This window comes from Photobacterium sp. HL06 (assembly GCF_059552575.1).
The window spans coordinates 1,650,939-1,675,464 of sequence record NZ_CM183915.1 but is presented as its reverse complement, the minus strand read 5'-3'; the positions used below and the strand labels follow the sequence as shown (position 1 = coordinate 1,675,464).

Sequence of the window (24,526 nt, the reverse complement as noted above, 5' to 3'; positions counted from 1 at the left end):
CGTTATCCACATATAACGTAACCGATGTTATAAAAACGTTAACTCATGGGCTGATTTGTGATTTAGCTCTCGAGACTGACGTTCTCAATCCTGATATAAAAAGGCCTCTAAACAAGTACTAGCTTACTAGTTTTGTGATCCAGTTTGCCAAGTATAAAAGGACTTACTCATGTCTAAAGAGAAACTGCCACCAGCGGCGAATGGTTTACAACTTAACTTTTGTAAAACAGTAAGTTGCGGAAATTATAATTCGACAGATGAGATACACTACTATGTATTAAAACGGTCTTTTCAAGATAGATCAGAGCTGGTTTGTGGAGAGTGTGGGGCTTTTCTTTCCTTACTTAATAACCACGGGGTACTAAAAGAGCTTTCTCGTTTAAAAGCTGTTCAAAGCCTTGGTTTACCAGCTTGTTGCAATCCGGATTGCGAAAACTTAGGGAAACTCGTTTTCTCTCACAGAGATCTATACCACTCCTTTGGACACAACGGAGAACACAAGCGGTATCGATGCAAGTACTGCCAAGTAACCTTCACGGATCAATTATCTAGCCACAATCAAAATCATCCTCTCCAACGAGAGCTTTTGGCATTGGTTTTAATCGGCTATTCAGTCGTTGAAGTTTGCCAGCGACTAAATATAAGCACAAAATATTTTTACAGCCAGCTATCTCATATTGCTAGTCTTTGCCGACGTCAGTTATCGATGTTTGATACCACTTTTTTTAATCAGTATTCCAAATCGCTTACTTTTTCCTCTGATATAAAACCATTCCAACCGAACTATCAAAATGGCATCCTTTGGGTCGCTACTTGCGAAGCAAACTCGGGTTATGTTGTTGGACAGCACTTAAACTACAGCGAAGTTACTCCCACAACCTCATCCGTGCATCATTGCGCTTACACACCTGACAATCTCTTTATGACCCCAGTCGACAAGGCTCTATCTCAAGCAACACAAGATATTTCCCACCAAGGTATTTTAGCTAGAATTAATGCTACTCATAATAAACTCATGGCGCGCTCTAACGTTGAAGAGCCAATTTCCGATCTTATCCCAGAGTATTACCCTTTAAATGGCGGTATAATCCGCCCGCAGTATGCCGTCTATGCTCATTTTCTTCGTCTAGAACAGATGTTGGTAGACAACGAATATCTTGCGATATATATGCCTCAAGAGGGCTTATTAAGATCAGCCTGTCTTTCGGTATTTCAAAATAAAATCAGCAATAAAACCATCGACCTCGTTTATGTAACTGAAGATCATTGCTGGAAACACGGTACTAAAGCGACTCAAAATATAAGTACTGTCTTACTGGGAAGCTGGCTTGAACGATGGGCTATCGTTCAAAATGGTGAAGCAAGTAAAGGGGTCTGCCACCTAAATGGGAGAACCAACAATGAGCGAAAACTACTAGAAGTCGCGACACACAGAGAAGCATCAAAATACCAAAGGCATTTTCACAACCAGTTTTCTCATCTTCTTGATGACTCTAAACATAAGCTAGATCCAGCTAGTCTATTGCCTTTACTAGATATTCACAGAGCCTGGTATAACTTATGTTGCCAAGATCGTTTGGGTCAAACACCCGCTCAGAAAATGAGACTAACCTCATTACCTCTGACTTTGGATCAGTTGCTTAGCAATTAAGCCGGGACGCGCAGTCTGGCTTTTTTGAATGTGGCGGAGCGTTTTGGGTATTAGAGGATTTGAATCCTACTTTACAATGCGAAAAAGCCCCAGCATTTCTGCTAGGGCTTTAGAATGTGGCGGAGAGATAGGGATTTACTGCTCGCAAGCTCGCGCCCTTTGGGCTATCGGCAAAGCCGATGTGCTTTCGCTTCGCTCAGGTGAACCCCACTCAAGGGTTCTGCACCCTACCTCTTCAGTGCCTAATTTAGATATAAAAAAACCGCTGAAACTTCAGCGGTTTTTTTGAATGTGGCGGAGAGATAGGGATTTGAACCCTAGATACGCTACAAACGTATGCCGGTTTTCAAGACCGGTGCTTTCAACCACTCAGCCATCTCTCCTTTGTGCGGCGGATAATACAGAGCGCTGCCTAAGTTGTAAAGCATCATTGATATTATTATCAATCAAATGATGAAGATCTCACCAATTGGTTGATTTAATCCTCACCAAGCACAATTGAGACCTTTTTACGCTTCGGATAGTCATAATAAATTGTCGCTGCCTGCTCACTGACAATGGCCTGCCAGCAGTCGACTTCAAAGCCAAACACGACCACACCACAGGTTGGTATATTATCAATGCTCAGTCCCAGCATGTTGACCAAATCATTGATGGCCGGGTTATGGCACACCACCATCAGACGGTCGACCTGCGCGATACTATTCTTGATTATGTCCAGCAGTTCGAATGCCGAGTCGGTATACAATTCGGGCCGGGTTTCAAGTTTTGGCCGGCTGGCAAGCCCCTTCGAGAAGACATAAGCGGTCTGGGCTGCCCTTAGGGCCGAGCTGGAAACAATAAGCTGAGGGCCGGTTTGCCAGGCGTTAAGGCGGTGTACCATCTCTGGCGCATTTTTCATGCCTCGATCATTCAAAGGCCGCTCATGGTCATCGAGCGTCGGATCGTCCCAGGAAGACTTTGCATGGCGAACTAGAAATAGTAGCTTCATTCTCAATGTCCCCTCCAGCGAAGCGCAAAATAGTAATACTCATCCCGTTTGGTATTAAGTATATAGAAACGTTTGAGAACCGTCGTAAAGGGAAAGAGACAAGTAGTAACATTTGGCCCCAGGAGTCCGGGGCCGGAATAGATCACATCGCGGATTTAACGGCCCGAGCCAGCTTGCTGGCTGCCTTATCGGGATCCGGTGATTTAGCATTGAAAAAATTGGTCACCACATCAAAGATGGCCGCCTGAACATAGCTTGTCGTAGCCAGCCCCTGCGATACGCTTGGAACAAGCCCACCGTTAGTCGATGTCGACTTGAACGTTGCCATAGAATCTAGCGCGCACTTGTCGAATTTGCTCATGTCCATATCAAGACGCACAGGAATAGATCCTTTGTTCAAGTTGAATATTTCCTGGAAATCTTTATCAAGAATGGTTCGCGCTAAATCCTTTTGTGCCTGCCGGTTTTCTTCCTCACTTAGCTTGAAGAATGCAAAACTATCAATGTTGTAGGTAAACTGCCCCTGGGTGCCCGGCGCCGCAACGCAAAGATAGTCTTTCCCCGGGGTTTTACCGGCCGCGGCAAACTCCCCTTTTGCCCAGTCACCCATGATTTGCATGGCAGCTTCGCCGTTGATGACCATTGACGTGGCTGAATACCAATTTCTCCCCCGGAATTGAGGATCGATATAATCACGCATCTTTTTGAACTGAACGAACACATCTGTCATTTTCTTGCCTGACAGCACATCCATATCCAGATCGACAAAGGCTTTTTGATAATCTGACGCACCCAATACGGCAAGCGCAACCGCTTCAAACAACGTGATATCTTGCCACGGCTGGCCACCATGCGCTAACGGGATATAGCCTGCAGATTTAACTTTGTCGGCGACGGCAAAAAATTCTTTCAGGGTAGTCGGTACTGATGCTCCTGATTTTTTCAGGACATCGGGGTTGACCCACAGCCAGTTAACACGGTGGACGTTAACTGGCACGGCCACATAATCACCATCGTATTTCATCACCTTGGTGACGACCTCGGGCAATACACTGTCCCAGTTCTCGGCATTAGCGACATCGCTCAGGTCAGTGAGAAAACCCAGCCGACCCCATTCCTGGATATCATGACCTTTAATTTGTGCCGCCGACGGTGGGTTACCTGACACGGCGCGGGTTTTAAGTACGGTCATCGCACTTTCGCCACCACCACCTGCAATAGCAAAATCTTTCCAGCTATTGCCTTGCTCTTCCATCATTCCTTTCAGCACCGATACTGATTTGGCTTCACCGCCAGATGTCCACCAGTGCAACACTTCAACTTCGCCGGCATGTACTGCGGTAGTCATTAGGGTTAGGGTTATTGCTGAAAGTGTCTGTTTTATCTTCATCATTTCGCTCTTACGACAAAAAAGGCTCGCTACTCTTCCAACAGGCGTGGAATATAGACTTTGACTTCCAACCCACCCTCTTTGGCATTATGAATGGTCATATCGCCACCGTGAGCATGAATAATATTACGGGCAATCCCCATACCCAGGCCATGTCCCTCATCATCTTTAGCAATGCGGAAATAAGGTTCAAATACTGTCTCCAGCATTTCTTCCGGAATACCTTCGCCCTTGTCTTTAATGATCAATACCAGGGCATCAGACTCATCTGAGACAATCACACTGACTTCATGCCCGTACTTCACCCCATTGTCGATCAAGTTACTCAGACAACGCTTCAGTGCCAACGGCTTACCAGTCATTGGCGCGATTTTAGTATTGGGAATGTGAACTCTTGTCTGCTTGGTGTTATGCCTCTCGGCAATACTGCACAGCATTTCTGATAAATCAACCTGGGTTAGGTTTTCATGAAGATCGGTATCTTTCACCGTTTGCAGTGCGCCTTTAACCATCATTTCCAGCTCATCGAGGTCATGGTTAAACTTTTCAATCTTCGCTTCATCATCGATAAGCTCGACCCGCAGCCTTAACCGAGTTATTGGCGTTTTCAGATCATGCGAAATAGCTGAAAACAGGTGCTCCCGATCGTCAATATAGCGCCGCAGGCGTAGTTGCATTCGATTAAATGCTTGTGTCGCCGTCACCAGCTCACTGGCTCCCTCTTCCACTAGCGGAGGCTGATAGATATCAAGGCTCAATGCATTGGCCGCATTAGCTAGGCGCTTTAACGGCTTGGTTTGGCGGCGGATCATAAAGTAGGTAAAGACCAGCAGCAGTGCTGTGATAAAGAGCAGGAAAATAACCTGCTGTTTGGTGATGATCTCATCTTCCAATGTCACATATGGTGAAGGTAGCAAAGCCGCAATATACAGCCATTCATTGGTTGCCAGCTCTAACTGTACTACCAAGATCGGCGGATTAAAGGGTTCCAGGCTTAGGGTGTAATGCGCCCATGAGCGCGGTAAATCGCTCAACAAAATATCATTCTTGAGGACGTGCAGGGTTTCAGGGCGAGAGAACTCGACACGAATAACATCTAACCGCGGCAGCTTTTCACTCAAGACTTCTTCAAACACCCTGACTGCGGTATTTTTCATCTGCGAGGAAGGGATAGGATCAATGAGAATTTCTTCTTCATTGAACGAAACAAAAAAACGGGTTCCCCCCATGTTCCGTAATTGATCCAATACGATATGACGGTACTCAAGAGGGAGTGACTGAAAGAAGGTCACCGTCGATGCGAACATGGTGGCCATACTGGAAGAGGCTGACTCCAGCCCTTCCAAATCCCGCTGTTTCGACTGTCCATACCAAATTATGGTGGCGATCAGCTGGGCCAGAAATACCGCCAATAAGGTAAACCATAAGGTGCGTGCCAAAAGGGACTTCGGCCACCATTTTTTCCAATTCATGTTACGATGCCTTCTGCTGTCACATCAGTGCAAAATTATTCTTCGTAAGTGACTTCAGCATTAAAGGAATAGCCATTACCACGGCTGGTCTTAATCAACCTTTGCTGTGTGCCTTTGTCACCCAGACGTTGGCGTAAACGGCTAAGCTGCACATCGATACCGCGTTCTGAAGGGTGCGCTTCACGGCCACGGGTTGCAAAAGAAATTGTGTCGCGATCCAGCACTTCGTTCGGACGGGTGAGAAATAGCATCAGTAGCGTAAAATCACTACCGGACAATTCATACTCTTTGCCTTTTTCCAAATCAAACAAGCGCTGAGATGCGGTCTCCAAACGCCAGTTGGCAAACCGGATAGCTTTTGGGGTAGCAGGAGGTGCCTGCTGTGTTTCTGTTGGCTGCACCCTGCGCATCAGCGCTTTGATCCGCGCCATAAGCTGGCGAGGGCTAAAAGGTTTAGCAATATAGTCATCCGCCCCCAGCTCAAGGCCAATGATTTGGTCCATTTCATCTGAAACTGCCGTTAACATGATAATAGGTACATCGGAAGTTTTGCGAATGTGCTGACACAGGGTAAAACCATCATCACCGGGCATCATGACATCCAGTAAAATGAGATCGGGGTAACCCAGCGCCAACCGTCGTTTCATTTCTTCGCCTTCGGCGGCTGTTGTTACCGTAAAACCTGCTTTCGTCAGGTATTCATCCAGTAGCTCGCGAATCTCCTGATCGTCATCAACAACAAGGACCTTCTTGCTCGCACTCATTTCGTCTTCCTTTTGTACCGGGCTGCCTCAACTTGCCAACAAGTGCTACTGAGCACTCTGCCTGCGCTAACGGACACCGGTGTATTACCAAATCGTTAAACCAGAATATCAAGGTTACTGAAGTCAGAGATCAGCGGTTCCCATCCGGTTATGTCTTTACCTAAGATACCAGACCGCACAGGAAAAGGCGCGCATTATGCCTCAGAATCATGAACTTCGCGGTTAGTATTGACGTATTGGTCAATATTGGTATCAAGCGCAGGAGATGCGGTTCACCTTATGAATCTAATTCGAAGGCAACCTGTTTCGTACCCATGATCAAAAAAAGCTGCCACTGGCAGCTTTCCTATCAAGCCTTTGAATTATGCAACACCCATCTGAGCTTTATATTTACTCACAGCGTGGTTAAAGAACTCTCGGTCGTCGTCATCATCAATATTGTTACTCAGCTCAGCAAATACCTCATACCCTTTCTTGGCATTCTTTACCTGCCACACGGCATAGGCCGCCTGCTTGTCCAATTCAATTCGATTCTTTTCAGCTTGAGATAAAAGCGTTAAATTATGCATAACCCAGCACCAGCGGTAAAACACAGCGCCGATATTAGCTGATTTTTCACTTCATACCAATGATTAACCCACCGAATACACTCGCTAATTGACGTCAGATTCCCTAAAGCCCTACCATGCTATAGCCATGATCTTGGCAATAATGGCATCATAATCAGAATCCAAGGTACACTTTCAAAATGATAAAGAAGCCAGCCAAGATCCCCATCATCAAAGCAACGCTAAGCAGCGGACTTAATGTCGATGTACAGGGGTTATGCAGAGCATCGCTCAATGTCGGTTCGCTCTCATCGAGCACCTTCTGAGCTTTAACCTGTTCAGTCACATAATAGGTAACCGTTTCGATCGATTCTTCAGCGGAATCTATAACCTGGGCACCAAACCATTTTTCGCTGTCTACCAACTGGCTAGATTCGATAATTCTTGGCTTGCTAAATTGGCCGGTACGCCGATCTATAACAGATACCGCGCGTTGTGTTTCTTCCTGATACCACACCCAGCAAGGCAAATAACTCCCTTCTATATTAACTTTGCTCGGATAGGGGTAGTGAGGATCTGACACAACCTGCAGCAGCTGTTCTTTGGAAGAGATTAAATAATGTAGTTGCTGAAGGCAGTGTTCCAGCCAATGGGGGAAGTTATTGCGATAAGACGGTTGGCGAAGCGGGGCAAGTCGCGCAGCACCCCGTACAACATATTCAGTCACCAAATTACTAACAGACTCATTGTCTGCCCAGAATGACTCAGCCATTACTTTCGGTAGGGTGAGCCGTTGGCAAATGGCTCCACTTGGTGCCACTAATAATAATTGCTGTTCATCTTGTTGTATATTTGAGGTCTCATCGACAGCCTGATACTGAACCTGCCATGGACGTGTAAGCTTACGGAGGATAGCAGCATTAACTCTTGCGACTGTTGCCTGATAATGCTCATAGTTTGACATATTCTACCCTTCGATTTGTACCCATTATTATTAAGTACATTATAATTGAATATATGCTCAGCAACATTGATCAGTTTCGAGTTTTAACCAAATACACTCCAATTTAATTAAGCCTGAATTTAAGCTGAATAAAATCACTAGAAGCAGGGGTTAAACTAACAATTAAATGCATATACTTCCGCCAATCAACAAATCCTGTAAAAACAACACATTAATTATTTTTCATCAAAATACAGGCTCACTAAGAAATATTTCGTCATATTTACCATCAAAAAATACTGAACATATACTGAATATTATCCATAAAGCGACGCGCTAAATAATGGCAAGAAGTACTATATATCCAAATACAACAATTAGGTTTCATTGTTACAGGACAATTATGGTTTACCTTCGAATATTCACTCTATTGTGTTTATCTTTTTTCACTGCCTTCTCGAGTTTTGCCAGTTCCGCCCCTAACGGAGAGGTGCTTTCAGAACGCACAACGATTGACGGTAAGATGGTTCTAGGACGAACTGAAAAAGTGTATTTTCCAACCATAAAAGGCCTTGACGGTATTGGGATCCCCGCCAAAATCGATACTGGTGCGGACTCTACCTCCATACATGCTGACAATATTACTATCACAGCACAAGATCCAATCTTCACAGGCCTTGAGGGTGAAGAGCTACTCAAAGCCATTGCCGACGAATTCGACGCACTGACCACAACGAAGCTCAGAGACCGTGAAGACAAAACCGATATTATGGTGAGCTTTGACTTAGTGCACCCCTATAGTGGTGAAAAAGTTTCTATGACCTTGCCACTATTTCGCCTGGCATTGATTAAACGCCGGGGCGAAGGGCATCTGCACCGCCCCGTCGTAGAGCTTGATCTTAAGATAGCTGACCAAACAGTCCGAACTGAAGTCAACCTGTCAGACCGCAGCCGTTTTTCCTACCCTATCCTGATTGGCAAAACCTTTCTGCGCGACACTGCCTGGGTAGATGCCAGCTATAACTATCTCCAGGAGCACAGCCAAGCGAGGGTAATCGGTCGAAAAGAGCGCGCGACGGTTGGCACATTACCTATTGATGTCAGCCTGTCCTTCGCAAATCGTTATAGCAGCCTTCATGCCTTGGATATCAAGGTTGACGAACAAGCACAGCAAGTTAGTTTCATCCTTGAAGGTAACAATAAGCAACGCCAAGAAATGACACTGCCACTGGTTCGGGTGCTTAATTTTAGCGATTCAAAACGCCCGCTGGTTTACATACCGATCCAACTTGGCTCCGTTGATGCTGAGGGCAATAGATTCCATGAGTATATCCTTGTCTATTTACGCGACCGCTCAAGCAGCAGTAGCCAGCTTCGCCTCGGTAAAGAAGCGCTTAATCAATATTTCATCGTCAATTTAAGTAAGAGCTACCTGGGTGATGAGCCATTACCCCGCTTTAGCACGTTGTCGGACGAAGGGATCTCCTTCATGATGAGCACACAAGAGCAGTTCACAATAGATGGTGTTAAGATCACTGCCGAACCATCAGTCACCATTAAGACACCACTACTGGCAGTCACCAGCCTCAATGAGACTACATCAGACAAAAATCGCCTTGTACAATTTGAAGTTCTTGATGCTGAAGGCAAGCAGCATGTATTAACGAAAAATATCCAACGAAAGATCAAAGTTGGTGATCAAGTCCGGCCAATCATTAACACTGAGATCCAGCTACCCTCTTCGTTGCTGATTAAGGAAGTGGCTCTGGAAACGTCAGACGATAAAGATGGAAAGGAAACAAGGTTTCTCGTTAGTCCAAACCTTGTTCATGGCTCATTGCTGGTCAACACCCGCACCGATAACCTAATAGATAAACAACCGCCAGTTAAAGCGGGTTATATTGAACAAGCGAACGTTGAAGATATGTCCTTCGCGGTAAAGCTTGATACCGGTGCCGACGTTAGCTCAATGCATGCTACTGACATTGAGTACTTTACTAAAGATGGTCGCAACTGGGTCAACTTTACCTATAGCAATAGCGACGGAGTTAAACAAACATTCAGCCGTGAAGTGATTGATGAGATGCGGATCAGAGCCCGCGAGGGTGAACGGGCCAATGTTCGACCAGTGGTTAAAATGAAGGTTAAACTAGGCGATATTGAAAAGGAGCTGGCAGTTAACCTGCGCGATCGTAGCCGTTTTCAATACAGTATGATCCTGGGTAAAAACTTTTTGAAACATGACATTGTCGTAAGCAGTGATCAACAATTTATCTTAACCGACAAGCTATAAATCAGTTCAAGCCGTATAAGTTATAACTATTACTCTATAGACCGGTATAGAAAGCAAAAAAGCTGCGCAATGCAGCTTTTTTACCATGACCCGATGAATAGTCATTGGGGTTATATGTTGAGATCAACGCCTAATACAACCGCGTTATTTTCAACATCACCCATATCGCGGTACTCATACCCGATACTTACGTCAATCAATGGCAACAGGGTCAAGACAAACCCAGCTCCACCGGTAAACGCCCAACCGTCATCATTTTGCTTCACACCTGATCTTTCAATATCAACATCGTAATAGTTGGTACCGGCTTTGGCGTACAGGCTACCAATCAAAAGCGGGATATCGCCACGTAGCGTAACGGGAATAGCAGTATAATCAATATCATTTTGGGCCTCGGATAAATCAGAGTCCACTTCGCCGCTCCCTTGAACCACACCAGCATTTACACTGAAGAAATCATTTAGCCGGTAGGTTGCATTCACACCGTATTCATAGCCGTATTCACTCTGCCCATCATAATCTAATTGGGCGGCCCCTAACGTTGCTCCCACGGACAACCCAAAAATATCAGCACTCGCAGGTAAAGCTGTTAGTGCCAACACGGCTGCTAGCAAACTTTTCTTCATGGTTACATTCCCTCGTCTAAAATATGCGCTGTAAAATCGAACGATGATGACATTGTTCTTTATTATCTATTATGGTTAACCGAGAAGATACCTAAATACCAGTACGTTAGCTCAATTCCGTGCTGATACTCACCTCAAAATCACATTTTATTTTTTACTCAACGCGTCCACCCATAGATTGGAAAAAGAAAAGCAAGTTACGAGGTGGTCGACTAGCCGCTATTCTTCATATTTCAGTTCAATAACACCCCCTAGTTCAACAAGATATAAACACCTTTATTGCCCCATTTTTGTTTTTACACCCTATGAAATCCATTACAAGATCACATATTTACATCTCTCATTACACTAGCTTTTCAATCGCATACTCAAGCACCAAACCAGGTTCAACCTGCTGAAAAATAACAAATACCAACATGAAACATGAATTTATAGCCTGAATGCCTGGTCTGTCCAGGCAAACGGTTTCCCTCCCATTTTCAACAGAATTGGTAATCAAGGTGCTATTTTTGGATAATAGGGAGGTAAAATGTGATCAAGATCGCGAGAATAAAGGAGCAGCTTCCTTACACTAGCTCCATCAAACGGCAACAATGTAAAAGGCGCCAATTAAGAGCAGCCTCACAAGCCGTCACAAACATATGCAACACATAGAGGGTAAACACATGAACGAGATTCTGCTTGCTGTTTTTGCAGGGTTAATTGTTGGCGTATTTTTTTCTGCCATCAAACTGCCACTACCAGCTCCACCTGTTCTGCCAGGCATTATGGGTATCGTAGGTGTTTACCTTGGTGGTATTGCATACCAAAATATTGTTGAACGTTTTTTCTCTTAAGTCCCCCGTATTCTTTTTATCAAATACCTAGGAGTAAGCTATGGCTACCCCACATATCAATGCTGAACTTGGTGATTTTGCAGAAACAGTCCTAATGCCAGGTGACCCACTACGCGCACAATTCATTGCAGAAAACTTCCTGGATGATGCAAAGCTAGTATGTGACGTTCGCAACATGTTCGGTTATACCGGTACCTACAAAGGCAAGAAAGTCTCTGTAATGGGCCATGGTATGGGTATCCCATCATGCTCTATCTACGTTCACGAGCTGATCAAAGATTTCGGTGTGAAGAATGTTATCCGTGTCGGTAGCTGTGGTGCCGTACATGATGACGTAAAACTGATGGATGTCATCATCGGTATGGGTGCTTCAACAGACTCTAAAGTTAACCGTATCCGCTTCAACGACCATGACTTTGCAGCGATTGCTGATTTCCACCTACTGGAAACATCTGTCCACCAGGCACGCCTGCAAAATGTACCAGTTCGTGTTGGTAACGTATTCTCTGCGGATCTGTTCTACAGCCCTGAAGCTGATCTTTTCGACAAAATGGAAAAGCTAGGCATGCTGGGTGTGGATATGGAAGCAGCTGGTATCTACGGTGTTGCTGCTGAGCTAGGTGCAAAAGCACTGACTATTCTGACTGTTTCTGACCATATCAAACGTGGCGAGAAACTAAGCTCTGAAGACCGTCAGAAGTCATTCGCTCAGATGATGAATGTTGCGCTAGAAACAGCGATTAACATCTAACAACTTTAGTGGCTGGTGCGCCCCGATGCACTGGCCTCTTTTCCACTAGCTAGCGCTAATACTAATGTTATTAACATTTTGATTATATTGGTATTAGTGAAAACTAGGGACAATTAGTGCTGACGAGGATGCAAGTATACCATTTAGTCGCGGCTCAAAAATTTTGTAAAATGTGGCGTCTTACACAATTTGAACTGAGTGTTGCCAGTAAGGCATCTCTCAGGCGTACTAAGTAATATACCTGCAAAATCATCGCATCTAATTTTGTACTGAATAAAAGGCTCGCTCCTTTTATTCAGTACCCTTCCCTACCCCTTCTGTGTGTGGCTGTATGGATCACCACACATATTGCTCAGGCACAAGGATAAGGTTAGGCTGATATGATGAAAAAACTTCACTCCGATAGCAATGATTCCCTATTGCCTCCTGCTAGCGGTCAACTTCAGCTTAACCACTGTAAAACAGTCGGTTGTTGCAATTTTGGTTCCGAGGACAAGCATCACTATGTGCTGCAGCGCACCAACCCCAAGCGACCGACCCTAGTCTGCCGCGAATGCGGAGCCTTCCCGCCAATCCTGAACAATCATGATGTCGTGGAAGAAGTTTCCCGCCTTAAGCTAATGCAAAGCAGCGGCCTGCCTGCCTGCAGCAACCCTGACTGTGAAAACCTCGGGCTCGCGGTTCTCACTCATCGTCATCTATATCATGCCTTTGGTTACAGTGGTGACCGCCAGCGATATCGCTGTAAATGCTGCCAAGCAACGTTTGTTGACCGTTGGTCGGGTTTCAATGGCAAAAATCAGATCCAACAAAAACTCCTGGCTCTGCTTTTTACCGGTTATTCGGTAAGGGATATCTGCCGCCGCCTGAGCATGAACCCTAAGTCCTTTTACGATCAGCTGTCTCATATTGCCAGCCGTTGCCGCCGCCAGCTTTCCATGTTCGATGCACGTTTATTTAAACATGCGCAAACCTTGTCGCTCGCATCTGATTTGATTCCTCTTCAGCCGCACAGCAGCAACGGTGTCAACTGGATTGCCAGCTGTGAAGCTACATCCGGTTACGTGGTAGGCCAACATGTGAACTACCAGCAAAACGATGTTGAAAACCCAACCGAGCACCATGACCCGTATGTGGATGGCACCCGCTTTATGTCCGCACCAGGAGCAAGGCTGGTCGAAGTTCCACCACCTACTCCGCAAGGGATCCTTGCCCGGGTCGATACCAAATACCGTGAAATTATGTCTCGCCCCAATCTTGAGGATCCACTCACTAGCATGCCACGGATCAACTATCCGACTAAAGGCTGTTTGATCCGACCACAATATACGGTGTATGCCCATTACCTCCACCTTGCACAAATGCTGGAGTACAACGAATCGCTTTCGATCTTTATGCCACAGGAAACGCTATTACGCTCTGCCTGCATCTCTGTTTTTATGAAACGGATAAAAGAGAAAACAGTTCACCCTGTCTACGTCGAAGCAGATAACAACTGGGAGCATGGTCAATCTGCAGGTCGAGTTGATATCGTTCTCATGGGCTGGTGGCGAGATCGCTGGGCATTTACCCGACATGACGACATCAGTAAAGGGATCTGCCACTTAGGTGGTGAAAAAGGCAATGAACAAAAATGGCTGGAGCTGGCCTCGCACGATGCGATCAGTGATTACCAAAACCGGTTCCATGATCAGTTCGCGCAACTGGTTGACGAGCCCCGTAGAAAGTTACGCCCGGCAGGCTTGTTGCCGCTGCTCGATATTTACCGAGCCTGGCATAACCTTTGCCGTCAAGACCGTTCCGGCCTGACGCCAGCCCAGCAGATGGGCTTAACATCGGCACCACTGACATTGGAACAACTGCTCAACTAATTGGCAGCCTGTAAAACTTGAACGGTTCCTTTCATTAATGGAACCGTTTCTGAACCATCCTGGGAACACACTGGGACCATACCGGAATCATTAACAAAAGGAACTCAGTCCAAACTGCACGATCTGATCAGCTATCTTAAATCATGTCGCACAGAGGACTGAGCAATCACCATATTCGATCCGTTTTCTGGAACGAAACATCACCGCGCAAACAGTTCTGCATTGGCTCCGTAAATCAGGACACAACCGAGGCCGACACCTGTTGGCGTTTGAATTTATTCCTAAGCAACTTCATGGCCGGGCGCTCAAGGTAATAATAACTCAGCGTTGAGACACCAATCGTCACAGCAATGAAAACTGCAGCTCCGGTAAGGCCAACCCACCACTCAGTTTGTGTATTCCACCATGCCAGCAACTCAGGCATGGCAAGGTGGATGATTTCGATACCCGCCAACATCAATACGGCATGCCACAGGTATAGCGAATAGGAAATATCCCCAAGAAAACGGGTTACCCTGTTATCAAGCAACTTAAATACAGGCGTTTTGCGTTCTGTCTGCTGGGCTGCAACAAACACCAACAGGGCAAACACAACCACAGTGATCACATTGTGAGGAGAGGTCTTTGGTAAATGCAACATCCACAAGCTGGCCGAGAATACGAGCAAAAGCAGGCCATCATTATTTAACAGCTTCTTCCTAGCTTGAGAAACGATGATGGTACACATCCATGATCCCAAGGCGAAGCTTGCTATTGCTCGTAGGTAGGCAAGGAAGCCTCCGGTAACATCCAACGAGCCATGATGTGCGTTAATTCCCATCAGAAGCAAAAGAAATACCACAGGAACCCACAGCGTCATTTGCTTCCGCGCAGCCAAAACAGGCACCAAGAAAGGAAATACCATATAGCTAAGCCACTCAACACTCAGCGACCACGATGAGATATTCCATGATAGATCCTTTTCCAATACCCCCTGGAGCATCAGCGCATTTGGCAGCAAGGCTTCTGCGCGGTTAAACGGGCCAGCAAAGGCAGGGATCCCAGATACGCCCCAGCTTTCAAATAATGCGCCACCGTAAAAACCGATTCCAGCCGAAGATTTGATCGTTTCCCACAGTACCAATACCAATAATGTGACGAGGAACAAGGGGTATATCCTTGAAAACCTGAGCCACATAAACTGACGCCAGCTAGAAAAGGTGATCCCTTTAGAGAAAGTTTGCTGATAAATATGCATCATGACAAACCCGCTGAGAATAAAAAACAAATCAACCCACAAATAACTATTCTCAATAAACTGGGTATATTCACCTACTGGCTCTTTCCATTGCGGAAAGATAACAAGGCGCGCATGAAAAAACACCACACAAAGTGCAGCAATACCACGCAGTGGTGTTAATATAGGTATTGACTTATTCATAATTCCCTTTTTATATCAAACGAACAATACAAATATTATCCCACCTTTATTTGTGTTACAAAACAAAAATCACCCCTTATAAAACAACGCTTTAACTCAAATCACATTACACAACATTTAAGTAAACCCTGTCCAAGTTATTATTTAACAAAGAATGAAATTACATTTATTAATGATATATAACTCGAGTAATGAAACATTGGCAATATGATATTTAAAATCCATTAGTTTTATTGAACATCATGTTAATTATTTTTAAAATATATCAAAACCACCAAAATATAGTCCAGTAAAGCATATTGTATGCCAATACGTAGAATAGGATTGTTTATTTTCTTGCTGTTATTTTCAGCCCAATCCTTGCTGCCGCAATATCGGTGACTGCTACTGATTATCGAATCAACGATGAAGTCAGAACCAGCAAGCTGCAGCTTTTTATCTTGCTTTGTTACTCTCACTCCCTTCCAAATCTACAATGTCGCCATGACAGTATTAGCATGATTCAAAAAAAGCGTTTGTTTCACAATTTGCCAATGTTAATCCCCGACTACATGTACAATACAGCTCTAAAGACATAATGTTAGTATTGGATTCCATGGCGGAATCGACTGGCCGCGCAAGAAATAGTGACTGAACAAGAATATCGGGGTGTAGTTTGATAAGGATAGTCCCAAATAGAATCAAGCCAATTTTGCTTTCCAGCATGTTGTTTGTCGGTATAATTCCGGCATTTATTTATAGCTGGGTGAGTAGTGAAAAGCTGTCAACCGTTGCCCTCTCCCAAATATCAAAAGGGTTAAGCAGCCGGACCGAGCTGGCCGCACAGAATATTGATGACATTATTACCAAGCGTATTCTAAGTATAAAAAACCTAGCCAATTCCCCCATATTTGAACTAGAGCCCCACTCCATGCAAGCTGGCGAGGGGTTTCTCAGCCACTACCTATCAGAGCTCACGAGCATAGATACGGCTTTTTCCGCGATTTATCTGCTTGAACGTGAACAAACAAGCTACAACCTTGTAGAATCATCCCAGTCCCGAACCATTAAAGCCTTGGCAGAGGAACTCGAACAAGCCGATGTTCCCCCGCTAAACAACGTTGCTAACAAGCTCACAACGTCAAAAAACAAGGTTTACATCTCGCAGCCGCAACAGTTAGAGAGCAATCCGTATCTCTTCCTCATCACTTCGGTTAAACAACGGCATCCAGGCCAACAACCACAGCCTGAACAGCTCCTGGTGGTTAAATACGAGCTAAGCGAACTCAACCGCCAGCTGACATTTCTCGGCGAGCGTATTAGTGATACCGACTACGTCATTCTTATCGATCAAAAAGGGAGTGTGATCCTGTCGGGTGCGAATCAAGGCCACTCACTCCAAGCCTTCGATAGCTTTCAGCAGGAATATAAGCAAGGTGCCGCAAACGATCTTTCTTCTAATAGCCAAATCATGCGCTATGCCGACCGCTATGATGAAACGCTGATTGCCACAGTCACCCGTCTTGATACGAAAGGAAATGATAACCAACCTCTTTGGTCGCTGGTGTCGATAACCCCGCAGCATACAGTAACCCACGCTGTCGACTACCTGCACCGCTACTTCATGCTGGCCCTCTTTCTTACTGCCGGCATTGTCGTGATACTGTCTTTCGCCCTCACAAAGCGGATCACCATACCGCTGGCAAAATTATCCCGGTTTGCAGCCCAGTTTAAACTCGGCAACTACGCCCGCAGCGATCACTTTGACGGCCCACATGAATTCCAGGTACTCCATGATGCCCTTAATCAAGGAGCAACTAAAATTACTTATGATACCGAACGGCTTAACCGGGCACTGCACAAAGCAGAAGCAGCAGATCGTGCAAAATCGGCATTTCTCGCCAACCTTTCCCATGAGATCCGGACCCCGATGAACGGAATGCTCGGTTTATCGCAGCTATTGTTGAAAACCAAGCTGACCCAGGAACAGGAGCACCACCTGCGTACCCTGCTCGATTCCGGTAAACATATGATGTCACTGCTCAACGATATTCTCGACTTTTCAAAAATTGAGCAAGGACAGCTTAAGCTGGATCCGACCAATTTCTGCTTCACCGATCTGGTTGGCACCATCGAAAGTACTTACTACTCACTAGCAAAAGAGAAAGGGGTTGGCTTCGATATCCATTGTGAATTCAATCACAATGACTGGTTTTATGCCGATAAAGCCAGGATCCGCCAAATCCTATTTAACCTGATTAATAACGCCATCAAGTTCACGGAGCGGGGCAAGGTGCTGGTTACTCTGAAGATGGAAAATGGGGCGAATCCCGGCGAGAAGATCCTGACGATTATCACCCAAGACACGGGTATCGGTATCGATCCTGAACGAATCCAGTATATCTTTGATCCTTTTGCCCAGGCAGAAGCCTCTACCAGCCGCCGCTTTGGTGGGACAGGGCTCGGACTCAGCATTGTTAAGCAACTGGCGGAGCTCATGAATGGTAATATCAGTCTCAGTAGCATACCAGGTGCTGGTTCAACCTTCACCGTAACCCTTTGCATCCATCAGGGGCAGTACATGCTGCCTGAGCAGGAAAACGTAGAGTTCGATCACAGCGCGTTTGCTAACCTCAGGGTACTGATCGTCGAAGACAACAACCTCAATGTCCTGATTATCGACTCTTTCCTCAAACAACGCGGATTTCAAACATGTGTTGCCGACAATGGGGCCGAAGCCCTCGCTATTCTTGAACATGAATATTTCGATGTCATTCTGATGGATAACCATATGCCAGTTATGGACGGTATCGAGGCGACAACTCGGATCCGGGCATTGCAATCCCCAATCAGCCAGATCCCTATCTTTGCCTGCACTGCAGATGTGTTTGAAGAAACGCAAAAAAATATGATTATTGCTGGCGTAGATTGTGTGATCACAAAACCATTGGATGAACAGAAACTGCTCGATGCTCTCCAGCGCTTTAAGAACAAAATCACCCATATGGCTTTACTGCGAGCAGCCCAGGAGGCAGAGAAGGCGCCTGATAACGAACCAGAAGCAATACTCACTCTTGATACCATTGTTCAAGAAGACGACAGTGAAAATAAGCTTAATCCTGTTAGTTTCCAGCAAATCGAACTCAATGCCCTGCTCGAAATGATGGAGCAAGATCACGACATTATTATGCAGTTTTTGCTGATGTTTGCTGAAGAGCACGGCCAGGACATAGAGAAGCTTAGACATGCACTGGCACAAGAAGACTATGATTCAGCGATCCTGCTCAGCCACTCATTAAAAGGCGCATCAGGTAGCATTAGTGCCGTTCATGTTCGCCAGGCTGCTATGGTAGTTGAAAAGAAGGTCAAGGCTGGTGAACACCCCACTGAAACTGAGCTATCGCGGCTCGATGAGTTATTGAAGGTGCTTATTGAGGAAATTCACCAGCAGGTTGCACTCACCGACTAACTCAAGAAGGCGTCCTTTTTATTTCCGTTATAAAAATGACGCCTTTATTACACTGATGACTTACCCTGCATTCTGTTTCCATCTATCTACAGCCACCTATTATTGACGCTTCAATCAGTAAGCATCAAAATTTAATCCAGTGCGATACATCTCAGAACATCATCCCTATAAAGAATAAAATAAAATAAAAAAGAGATAACGAGATGCGAAAAATAAATGACTTTGACATTAAACTCCTTCACTTATTTGTGACCATTGTTGATTCCGGAGGCTTTTCCGCGGCACAATTTAAATTAAACATGCACCAGTCGACAATTAGTACACGAATGAACGATCTGGAAACCCGACTCGGCATGACGTTGTGCCACCGGGGACGAAGAGGTTTTCGCCTGACCCATGATGGCAACAAGGTCTACCAGCTTTGCCAGACGCTGTTTAATGATATTGCGTATTTTGAAGATCAACTCGATGGCATCAGAAATGTCTCTCATGGCCATATCAAACTGGCCCTTACCGATAACCTGGCTACCAACCCACAATGTAAAATCCAGCAGGCGATCAGGCTCTTTTGCAATGACCACCCGAAGGTTACCATCGACACCGATATTTGGGATTCCTACCAAATTGAGATGATGATACTTGATGGAAAGGCCGAACTGGGGATCACATCCTCTGAGGTACCCAAAGACGGATTAAAATATACCTATTTATTTGGAGAGAAACAGTGCCTGTATTGTGCACCAGACCATCCGATACTCTCTATTTCAGGTGAGATCACTGCTGAAAACCTGCTTCAGTTTCCTGTGGTTGAGCGAGGGCTTTCCCACAAAATCACACCACTTAGCAACACTAAAAACCTGCTTCACCTGGCAAGCAGCACCAATATGGAGGCAACCGCCCACCTATTATTGTCTGGCAATTTTGTCGGTTACCTACCAGATCACTATGCATCGATTTGGGAGCAACGGGGAGAGATGATCAAAGTCAACGCCCCTTCTCTTGAATACTTTGCTGAATTTCATTTAACGACCCTTGAATCAAAAGAGCTTTCATTAGCGGCTACCCAATTAATGCATGCTATCTCTACGGCCCACCTGAATAAAGAATCACCGGTACCTCTATCTGTTTAATGCAATAAAGCGTTATTTACGTTAATCCACGGGATATAATTATTTATTCCGTGGATATTATTTCACTTATTTTATTACATCGAATTACTACAAAGTAACCATACAAAACTCATTATTTATCTTTATCAATAAAAAGCGCTCAATGTTTCTAAAGAACAATATTACCTAGAGGTAAATATATGAGCACTTATCCATGTATTAATATTCATTTAGATACGATCACCCAAAATACCCAACATATGGTTACAGCGTGCCAAGCCCAAGGCGTATCGCCTGCCGGGGTTACCAAACTGGCCTGCGCCAACCCGGACGTTGGACAAGCCATCTTAAATGGCGGTATCCAACTTCTTGCCGATTCACGCATCGGAAATTTAAAAAAAATCCGTCACCTCAAGGCTCAAACCCTGCTTCTTCGCCTGCCGGCGCTCAGTGAGATCAGCGAGGTTATCCAATATGCCGATATATCCCTAAACTCCGAAATGACCACCCTAGATGCCCTGTCGACTGAAGCAGTCAAACAGCACAAAACCCATCAGGTTATCCTCATGCATGACTTAGGCGATCTTCGAGAAGGAGGGTTTTATGAGGAAGAGACGCTTGCCCTTGCTCGCAAGGCAGTGACGCTACCCGGTATCGACCTTGTCGGCCTCGGCACCAACCTCGCCTGTTATGGCGGCGTAGAACCAACCACAGACAATCAAAATAAGCTGGTTACACTCGCCAGGCAGATTGAATCTGAATTCAGCATCACGCTGAAGTATATCTCGGGGGCAAGCTCTGCCGGGTTGCCATTGATGCTCAACGGCGAGCTTCCGCAAGGGATCAACCAGCTAAGATTAGGGGCTTCACTTCTGATGGGGATTGGATTAAACGATGACCCGATCCCCAATACCCGCCAAGATACCTTTGACCTCACAGCTGAAATCGTTGAGATCAAAGTAAAACCCTCGGTTCCGGTAAATTCCACCGCACTTGATGCTTTCGGCAACACACCTGAGTTTATTGATCGCGGGCTGCGCAAACGCGCTATTTGCGCTATCGGCAAGCAAGATGTCGACATCAGCCAAATCACCCCGAAAGACCCTAACATCATCGTCATTGGCGGTAGTAGTGATCACCTTATTCTCGATATCAATGACTGCGAGCTCGACTACCAAATTGGTAACTTGGTTGAATTTGACCTGTCTTACGGCGGTGTCTTGCAGTGCATGACCTCTGAATACATTACAAAACGCTTTATCTAAATCAAGCCCTTCGTTAATGCAGGTGAGTGCAAGTCATCTCGCTGAGGATACACTATGTTAAAAATTAAAAAGTTTCCCAATACATTTACGATCTTATTCCTTTTAATTTCGTTCTTTGCCATGCTGACCTACGTACTGCCAGCAGGTAAATACACCCGTGAAATGAATGAACAACTCGGCCGGGAAGTACCATTGCCAGGCTCATTCCATGTCATTGAATCCTCGCCACAGGGCTTCTTTGACACCTTGATGGCGCCGATCTCCGGCTTTTATGATCCAGTCAGCGGGGTCATCGGTGCCATTGATGTCAGCCTTTTTGTCCTGATGGTCGGTGGCTTTTTGGGTATCGTCACCAAAACCGGTGCAATTGATACCGGTATTGCCCGGATCATGGTCCGCCTGAAAGGCAAAGAGATCTACATGATCCCAATCCTGATGTTCCTATTTGCCTTGGGCGGAACATCCTACGGCATGGCCGAGGAATCCCTTGCCTTCTACGGCCTGCTGATCCCAATTTTCATGACCGCTCGTTTTGATCCCCTGGTTGCCGTAGCCGTTATCTTCGTGGGAACCGGTATCGGTACCCTAGGCTCGACCATCAATCCGTTTGGTACTGTTATTGCCTCAAACGCGGCAAGTGTCGATTTCCTCAGCGGTGTTGAGTTGCGCTTTGCTATCCTGGCTATCGCCCTTATCGTCGGTATCGGCTATGTCATGCGCTACGCCAAGAAGATCCAGAATAATCCGGATTCATCACTGCTTGCCCACCTTCGTGATGACCACGAAAAACACTTCCTGGGCGACAAAGATGTAACCGATAGCCTGCCAGTACTGACCGGCCCGCAACAAGCAGTACTGGTACTGTTTATCCTGACGTTCGGTATCATGATCTACGGTGTTTCTGTGCTCGGTTGGTGGATGGCTGAAATGGCGACGCTATTTATCTTCATGGGCATACTCTGCGGTATTGTCGGCCGCCTAAGCGAAGACGACCTGATCAACTCATTCGTCGCCGGGGCTGCAGATCTTATTGGGGTGGCATTAATTGTTGGTGTTGCACGCGGCATTGTGGTGGTCATGGAAGCAGGCAATATCACCGATACCATTCTTAACTATGCCGAAGGGATTGTGGCGGGCAAAAGCTCTGTCTTGTTCATTAACACCGTTTATTGGATTGAAATGCTGCTTTCCTTCATCGTACCTTCAACCTCTGGCCTGGCGGTAATGAGCATGCCTATCCTGGCGCCACTGGGTGATTTTGCCAATACTGGCCGCGAGCTTGTGGTTACCGCCTTCATGAGCGGGATCGGCACTGTCCTGTTTATCACTCCAACCTATGGCGTATTGATGGGCGGACTAGCAATAGCACGTATTCCTTATATCACCTGGCTGAAGTTCATTGCTCCGTTAGTGGCTTTCTTTGTCGCGCTAAACTGTATTGTTCTATCAATCGGTGCAACGCTGTAAAGTAAGTAGATAGCTTATCGCTGACTCCCCCCGGAAGATCACCGTCTTCCGGGGGGCTGTTCTGTATTACTGTTATTTCAAACCCAACCTTTTAGCTAAGCGATGCAGGTTACCGCTATCAATACCAAGCTGCCGTGCTGTCGCAGCCCAGTTATTGCTGTTTGCTTCCAGCGCCTGCTGGATATAGCGAGCTTGAAACGAGTCTGTCGCATCCCGTAAGTTCTCACCCGTAAAAACAGGCATTACCGGATGGCCGGTGTGCTTGGCCGTTCCTTGGCGACTACCGTCAAAATTAAAATGATGAGGGCGGATCTGAGGTGCCTCTGCACCATACTCCGAGCGGGCAAGGATCGCTGCGCGGTGAATACAATGCTCCAGCTCTCGGATATTACCGGGCCAGCCGTATTGAGAAAGTGTCGTCAGGCTTGCCTGGCTTAACCGTAGGGTCTGCAGGCCCAATTTAGCCCGGCACTTTTCAATAAAATACCCGGCCAGCAGAGCGATGTCATCGCCGCGCTCCCGTAGCGGGGAAACATGAAGCGGGAATACGCTGAGGCGGTGGTAGAGATCGGCACGGAACCTGCCTTCAATCACTTCTTGTTTGAGATCTTTATTGGTGGCGGCGATGATTCGAACATTGACTTTCAGGCTGCGGTCATCACCAATTCGCTGCAAGTCACCATATTGCAATACCCGAAGCAGTTTGGCCTGAAGGGAAAGCGGCAGCTCACCAATCTCATCGAGAAACAGTGTCCCATCATTGGCTATTTCAAATTTCCCGCTACGATTACTGATAGCACCGGTAAAGGCACCTTTCACATGGCCAAACAGCTCGCTCTCGGCAACTGACTCTGGTAAGGCCGCACAGTTTAGATAGACGAGAGACTGCTCTGCCCGGCTTGAATTACGATGAATATCTTTGGCCACCAATTCCTTGCCGACACCTGTTTCGCCCAAGATCAATACGTTCAGATCCGACTTGGCAACCACCTCAATCTCATTTTTAAGCGCTAGCATTGGTGCCGACTGACCAATCATTTCAATATTGTCACTATCGCTGATCTTGATAGACGGCCGCTGGGCAGGGCTTTCAGTCGCCACTTTTTCCAGTTGTTCCATCATCAGTGCATTATTCAGCGACACGGCAGCCAGAGCACTGATTGTCCGCAGATCCTGATCACTAAACTCAGTGAATGACGAGGTATCAAAACTGTCGATGGTTAGTGCCCCGATCAGGTTATCATCCGCCCAAAGTGGTAAGCCGATGCAGGCATGGACCTTCAACTCATCCTCATGGTTGGGAATCAACCCATCAAATGGGTCGGGCAACTCACTATCGGCAGGAAACCGGACAATATCACCGGCACGAGCAATAGCTTCAAGCCTCGGGTGCTCATTAATCGTAAAGCGGCGGCCAAGAACATCAGGCACCAGGCCGTCGATAGCCAGAGGTGTAAATTGCTGCCCCTGAAACGCTAGCAATGCTGACGCATCGCAATTTAAGGTTTGACGAATAGTGTTAAGTAAACGCTGAAAGCGATCCTGGTTGGAAATACTGGTCGTCAGATCCAGGGCGATATGGGTAAAGTCACGCGTAGGCAAAACCATGTCTGTCATCTCCGCAGGTATTAAACAGGGGTGTCAAAAATACGATGTCACTATGACACTAATCGTGAAAACC

At 46.0% G+C, this 24,526-nt stretch carries 18 protein-coding genes and 1 tRNA gene; 9 read left to right on the top strand and 10 right to left on the bottom strand.

Annotated features, from left to right (window positions below; translation table 11 throughout):
• Window positions 1-169: 169 nt before the first annotated feature.
• Entirely contained in the window at window positions 170-1,651 is a 1,482-nt protein-coding gene (locus AC51G0_RS25525; RefSeq protein WP_496302376.1) for a lactate dehydrogenase, read from the top strand.
• A 292-nt stretch (window positions 1,652-1,943) separates the two neighbouring features.
• Here AC51G0_RS25525 and AC51G0_RS25520 read toward each other — a convergent pair.
• The 7 genes from AC51G0_RS25520 to AC51G0_RS25490 form a co-directional block, all read right to left on the bottom strand.
• Window positions 1,944-2,034, bottom strand: a tRNA-Ser gene (locus AC51G0_RS25520).
• A gap of 95 nt (window positions 2,035-2,129) precedes the next feature.
• Window positions 2,130-2,642: a SixA phosphatase family protein gene (locus tag AC51G0_RS25515; RefSeq protein ID WP_496302375.1), complete on the bottom strand. Its 513-nt coding sequence runs from the start codon at window positions 2,640-2,642 to the stop codon at window positions 2,130-2,132.
• Between the two features lie 142 nt (window positions 2,643-2,784).
• Window positions 2,785-4,032, bottom strand: a complete 1,248-nt coding sequence (locus AC51G0_RS25510) for an ABC transporter substrate-binding protein (protein ID WP_496304199.1) — start codon at window positions 4,030-4,032, stop codon at window positions 2,785-2,787.
• Window positions 4,033-4,061: 29 nt separating this feature from the next.
• Window positions 4,062-5,504, bottom strand: coding sequence for an ATP-binding protein (locus AC51G0_RS25505; protein ID WP_496302374.1), 1,443 nt, complete (start codon window positions 5,502-5,504; stop codon window positions 4,062-4,064).
• Window positions 5,505-5,539: 35 nt separating this feature from the next.
• On the bottom strand, window positions 5,540-6,268 hold the full coding sequence (locus AC51G0_RS25500) for a response regulator (RefSeq protein WP_496302373.1): 729 nt from the start codon (window positions 6,266-6,268) through the stop codon (window positions 5,540-5,542).
• 362 nt (window positions 6,269-6,630) lie between these two features.
• Window positions 6,631-6,837, bottom strand: a complete 207-nt coding sequence (locus AC51G0_RS25495; RefSeq protein ID WP_496302372.1) for a DUF3283 family protein — start codon at window positions 6,835-6,837, stop codon at window positions 6,631-6,633.
• 154 nt (window positions 6,838-6,991) lie between these two features.
• Window positions 6,992-7,780, bottom strand: coding sequence for a hypothetical protein (locus tag AC51G0_RS25490; protein WP_496302371.1), 789 nt, complete (start codon window positions 7,778-7,780; stop codon window positions 6,992-6,994).
• A gap of 469 nt (window positions 7,781-8,249) precedes the next feature.
• Between AC51G0_RS25490 and AC51G0_RS25485 the strand changes: the two genes are divergently transcribed.
• A complete protein-coding gene (locus AC51G0_RS25485; RefSeq protein ID WP_496302370.1) occupies window positions 8,250-10,052 on the top strand; it encodes an ATP-dependent zinc protease family protein in 1,803 nt (600 codons plus the stop codon).
• A 110-nt stretch (window positions 10,053-10,162) separates the two neighbouring features.
• On the opposite strand, the gene AC51G0_RS25480 is transcribed toward AC51G0_RS25485, so the two are convergent.
• Window positions 10,163-10,678, bottom strand: coding sequence for a porin family protein (locus tag AC51G0_RS25480; protein ID WP_496302369.1), 516 nt, complete (start codon window positions 10,676-10,678; stop codon window positions 10,163-10,165).
• Window positions 10,679-11,343: 665 nt separating this feature from the next.
• On the opposite strand from AC51G0_RS25480, the gene AC51G0_RS25475 reads away from it, so the two are divergent.
• From AC51G0_RS25475 to AC51G0_RS25465, 3 genes are all read left to right on the top strand, one after another.
• Entirely contained in the window at window positions 11,344-11,514 is a 171-nt protein-coding gene (locus tag AC51G0_RS25475; RefSeq protein WP_128783553.1) for a XapX domain-containing protein, read from the top strand.
• A gap of 40 nt (window positions 11,515-11,554) precedes the next feature.
• Window positions 11,555-12,265, top strand: coding sequence for a purine-nucleoside phosphorylase (gene deoD, locus AC51G0_RS25470; RefSeq protein ID WP_496302368.1), 711 nt, complete (start codon window positions 11,555-11,557; stop codon window positions 12,263-12,265).
• 380 nt (window positions 12,266-12,645) lie between these two features.
• The gene (locus AC51G0_RS25465) at window positions 12,646-14,136 is read left to right on the top strand and encodes a transposase (protein ID WP_496302367.1); all 1,491 of its coding nucleotides are present in this window, start codon (window positions 12,646-12,648) and stop codon (window positions 14,134-14,136) included.
• Between the two features lie 235 nt (window positions 14,137-14,371).
• On the opposite strand, the gene AC51G0_RS25460 is transcribed toward AC51G0_RS25465, so the two are convergent.
• Window positions 14,372-15,556, bottom strand: coding sequence for an acyltransferase family protein (locus tag AC51G0_RS25460; RefSeq protein WP_496302366.1), 1,185 nt, complete (start codon window positions 15,554-15,556; stop codon window positions 14,372-14,374).
• A gap of 703 nt (window positions 15,557-16,259) precedes the next feature.
• Between AC51G0_RS25460 and AC51G0_RS25455 the strand changes: the two genes are divergently transcribed.
• The 4 genes from AC51G0_RS25455 to AC51G0_RS25440 all read left to right on the top strand — a co-directional run bounded on the left by AC51G0_RS25455 (window position 16,260) and on the right by AC51G0_RS25440 (window position 22,845).
• Window positions 16,260-19,004, top strand: coding sequence for a hybrid sensor histidine kinase/response regulator (locus AC51G0_RS25455; RefSeq protein ID WP_496302365.1), 2,745 nt, complete (start codon window positions 16,260-16,262; stop codon window positions 19,002-19,004).
• A 203-nt stretch (window positions 19,005-19,207) separates the two neighbouring features.
• The gene (locus AC51G0_RS25450; protein WP_496302364.1) at window positions 19,208-20,134 is read left to right on the top strand and encodes a LysR family transcriptional regulator; all 927 of its coding nucleotides are present in this window, start codon (window positions 19,208-19,210) and stop codon (window positions 20,132-20,134) included.
• A gap of 179 nt (window positions 20,135-20,313) precedes the next feature.
• Window positions 20,314-21,378 (top strand): alanine/ornithine racemase family PLP-dependent enzyme, encoded by a 1,065-nt coding sequence (locus AC51G0_RS25445; RefSeq protein WP_496302363.1) that lies wholly within the window; start codon window positions 20,314-20,316, stop codon window positions 21,376-21,378.
• Window positions 21,379-21,432: 54 nt separating this feature from the next.
• Complete coding sequence (locus tag AC51G0_RS25440; RefSeq protein ID WP_496302362.1) at window positions 21,433-22,845, top strand: YfcC family protein; 1,413 nt, start codon at window positions 21,433-21,435, stop codon at window positions 22,843-22,845.
• Window positions 22,846-22,917: 72 nt separating this feature from the next.
• Here AC51G0_RS25440 and norR read toward each other — a convergent pair whose 3' ends face one another.
• Window positions 22,918-24,453, bottom strand: a complete 1,536-nt coding sequence (gene norR, locus AC51G0_RS25435; protein WP_496302361.1) for a nitric oxide reductase transcriptional regulator NorR — start codon at window positions 24,451-24,453, stop codon at window positions 22,918-22,920.
• Window positions 24,454-24,526 lie beyond the last annotated feature (73 nt).

Coding starts and splice junctions, on each gene's coding strand:
- AC51G0_RS25525 (WP_496302376.1), top strand. CDS start 170: ATGTCTAAAGAGAAACTGCCACCAGCGGCGAATGGTTTACAACTTAAC.
- AC51G0_RS25515 (WP_496302375.1), bottom strand. CDS start 2,642: ATGAAGCTACTATTTCTAGTTCGCCATGCAAAGTCTTCCTGGGACGAT.
- AC51G0_RS25510 (WP_496304199.1), bottom strand. CDS start 4,032: ATGAAGATAAAACAGACACTTTCAGCAATAACCCTAACCCTAATGACT.
- AC51G0_RS25505 (WP_496302374.1), bottom strand. CDS start 5,504: ATGAATTGGAAAAAATGGTGGCCGAAGTCCCTTTTGGCACGCACCTTA.
- AC51G0_RS25500 (WP_496302373.1), bottom strand. CDS start 6,268: ATGAGTGCGAGCAAGAAGGTCCTTGTTGTTGATGACGATCAGGAGATT.
- AC51G0_RS25495 (WP_496302372.1), bottom strand. CDS start 6,837: ATGCATAATTTAACGCTTTTATCTCAAGCTGAAAAGAATCGAATTGAA.
- AC51G0_RS25490 (WP_496302371.1), bottom strand. CDS start 7,780: ATGTCAAACTATGAGCATTATCAGGCAACAGTCGCAAGAGTTAATGCT.
- AC51G0_RS25480 (WP_496302369.1), bottom strand. CDS start 10,678: ATGAAGAAAAGTTTGCTAGCAGCCGTGTTGGCACTAACAGCTTTACCT.
- AC51G0_RS25475 (WP_128783553.1), top strand. CDS start 11,344: ATGAACGAGATTCTGCTTGCTGTTTTTGCAGGGTTAATTGTTGGCGTA.
- deoD (WP_496302368.1), top strand. CDS start 11,555: ATGGCTACCCCACATATCAATGCTGAACTTGGTGATTTTGCAGAAACA.
- AC51G0_RS25465 (WP_496302367.1), top strand. CDS start 12,646: ATGATGAAAAAACTTCACTCCGATAGCAATGATTCCCTATTGCCTCCT.
- AC51G0_RS25460 (WP_496302366.1), bottom strand. CDS start 15,556: ATGAATAAGTCAATACCTATATTAACACCACTGCGTGGTATTGCTGCA.
- AC51G0_RS25455 (WP_496302365.1), top strand. CDS start 16,260: ATGTTGTTTGTCGGTATAATTCCGGCATTTATTTATAGCTGGGTGAGT.
- AC51G0_RS25450 (WP_496302364.1), top strand. CDS start 19,208: ATGCGAAAAATAAATGACTTTGACATTAAACTCCTTCACTTATTTGTG.
- AC51G0_RS25445 (WP_496302363.1), top strand. CDS start 20,314: ATGAGCACTTATCCATGTATTAATATTCATTTAGATACGATCACCCAA.
- AC51G0_RS25440 (WP_496302362.1), top strand. CDS start 21,433: ATGTTAAAAATTAAAAAGTTTCCCAATACATTTACGATCTTATTCCTT.
- norR (WP_496302361.1), bottom strand. CDS start 24,453: ATGGTTTTGCCTACGCGTGACTTTACCCATATCGCCCTGGATCTGACG.